This is a genomic window from Fusobacterium sp. (genome assembly GCF_030528405.1).
Taxonomy (GTDB): Bacteria; Fusobacteriota; Fusobacteriia; order Fusobacteriales; family Fusobacteriaceae; genus Fusobacterium.
In genome coordinates, this window is sequence record NZ_JAUMYY010000072.1 from 1 (window position 1) to 2,734 (window position 2,734).

The 2,734-nt window shown below is 26.5% G+C and carries 1 protein-coding gene; it reads right to left on the minus strand.

Annotated features, from left to right (window positions below; translation table 11 throughout):
- Positions 1-255 precede the first annotated feature (255 nt).
- The gene (locus Q4A58_RS08005; protein ID WP_303118152.1) at positions 256-2,361 is read right to left on the minus strand and encodes a TonB-dependent receptor; all 2,106 of its coding nucleotides are present in this window, start codon (positions 2,359-2,361) and stop codon (positions 256-258) included.
- Positions 2,362-2,734: the final 373 nt, after the last annotated feature.

The window sequence follows — 2,734 nt, forward strand, 5'->3', positions numbered from 1 at the left end:
GTAAAATTATAAGCTAAAGAGGAGTTTTAGATTGAAAAATCTAAGCTCTTCTTTTCTTAATTAAAAAAGACACTAAATTATAAAAAATTTTAGTGCCTTTTTTCTTTTGGGACTTAATTTTTTAATTTGCAACAGTCCCTTTTACTGTTTTTTTGGATAATTTTTAAGTTTTATAAAAAAATTGATGTGACCTTTAAAATGAGATAATTTTATCTTCAAGAATATAAATCTATCTATTAAAGTATAAATAATTAATTAAAATGTATATTTTATTCCCATATAATAAGTTCTCTCTTCTGCAGGTTGCACAGTATATTTAGCATCCCCCACATATTCGTAGTATCTTTTATTAAATATATTTTTTATTCCAGCTGATAGAGTAAGGCCTTTTTCAAATTTATAAACTAGTCCCACATCAACTGTTGAGTATGAATCAATAAATTTTTCTTCCTCTTTTAAGTGAATATCACTTTCATTTATAAAATTACTATATTTCCCGGAATATTTATATTTTATATTAGCAGAAAATCTATCAGTAAATGCATAATTTGCTTTTAGGGTTAAAGAATGCTTAGGAACTTTTTTTAGTCCTGAGTCTGTCCAATCTATATCCTTATCTGCATAATTTTTTGCATTTTCATTATATTTTCTACTGCCTTTTAAATATGAATAAGTTTCTTCAAGAGTTAAATTACCAAACTTTTGTGATAACGAAGCTTCAAAACCTTTTCTTTTAGTCTTCAATATATTTATACTTTCTCTTCCAAAACCTAAACTTGGATCAAAAACAAAATTTCTAGACATCTCATTATCTGTTTTATTATAGAAAGCTGTTAAAATAACAGTAGAAAAGCCTATATTATCTCTTAAACCTATTTCATAAATATTATATTTTGTATCTTTACCCTTTGTTGGTTTAATATCTGATTTTGAAAAGTCATCTGTTATTTCTAAGCCATCAGGTGAAGTAAAGCTTCTCTCGTATCTTATATAGACTTTTCCGGTATCTCTATAGTTATATGCAATGGCAAGTTCATAGTTAGTATTAGGTCTTTTACTTGTGCCTATTCCTTGATTTTGAGATGCAACCTTATTAAAGCTCCAGTAAGTATAGTCTTTTCTAATACCTTGAGAGAAGTCAAAGTCTTTATATTTTAAATTATTAAGTACATAGAATGCCACAGTTTTTTTATCATATTCAAATGCTAGAGGTCTTACATAGTATTTTCTTGTTTTTCTATTAAATTTATAATCATCATAATGAAGATCTGCACTTTGAACATAATAGTCTGCTCCAAATAATATACTACTTCCTTCAAAAGAAGAGCTTTCTCCATAATTAAAGCTTAGTTTATTTTTAAGTCCCTTTGTTTTATGATACATTGTTTGATTTCCTAGACTAGAGTTATCAAAATTTCCTTTATTATAAAAGAAATCTCCATTGTATTCTATCTTTCCATCATTGAATTTTCCATTATAAGTAAAATTATAAGATTCTAATTTCCTTTCTGCATTGGAATAACCGGAAATTTCTTTATATATTTTTTTCCCTTTGTTATCAAGACCTATAGTTATTTTTTGTGTTTTTGGAACATAGTTTTTTTCAGCTTTTTTTAAGTTTCTAGAAGTTAAGCTTCTCACAAACTGACCATCTTCAGCTAAATTACTATATCTAAATGATAAACTATGATTATCATTAATTTTATAATTTAAGCCACCTGAAAAATATTGTGTATCTCTGTAAGTATCCTTAAAGTAAAGATTTCTTTTTAAATTAGTATAGGTCAATTGCATAGATAACTTATCAGTTAAATTATGTCCTAAAGATACATTGTATTCTTTCAAATTAGTTCCATAATTAAATCCCACACTCTTTGTTCCTCTATCCAATCTTTTTAAATTTGTAGTAATATTTATAATTCCACCTGCAGAACCAGAACCATATAATATAGAACCTCCACTTGGTACTATTTCTATTCTTTCTATATTTTCAACCGGCACTATGTCATAATTAGTTTGCATAGGATGGTTTATCAAATTTGTAATTGGTGCACCATCTAATAAAACTTGTAAGTTCTTATCTGCACTCCCTTCTCCTTGTCCTCTGATATCAATACTTCCCCAGCCAGATTTCCCAACATTTATACTTGGGATATCATCTAAGATTTCTGTTACATTTTTGTATCCTTTATCTATGAAATCTTTTTTTTCGATAACAATGATATTTTTAGTTGGTTTTAACTTTTGAATTTCAACATAGTCAGAATTGATATAACTTTCTTTCAGTTTTATAGTTTCTGCTCCATAAGAAAGATTAGTTAATAAAACGCTTAAAATTAAAAATTTATGTGTATTTTTCATATAGTATACCCCTTTCTTTTATAAATCTTATTTCTTATACCACATATTACTTTATAAGTCAAATTATTTTTATTAAATAATATTAGAACTTATAATATAAGTGAAATAGAAGTAAGATTTGAATATTAGGGTAATTAAAAAGGAACTGGGACTGTTGCATTTAAAAAAATTAATTTACAACAGACTCAATTCCTCTTCTTATTTTTTTATAAAATTTTTATTTCCTACTAGAAGATAATTCTTAAGCCTAAACCTGCTTTTTTGTTCTTTCCTTTTGTATCATAGCCTATGCTTGCTGTGATTCCAAATCTTTCATTGTCTAAGCCTAAACTTAAATCTGCTCCTACACTTCCTCTTCTATCTTCTTTTTCTC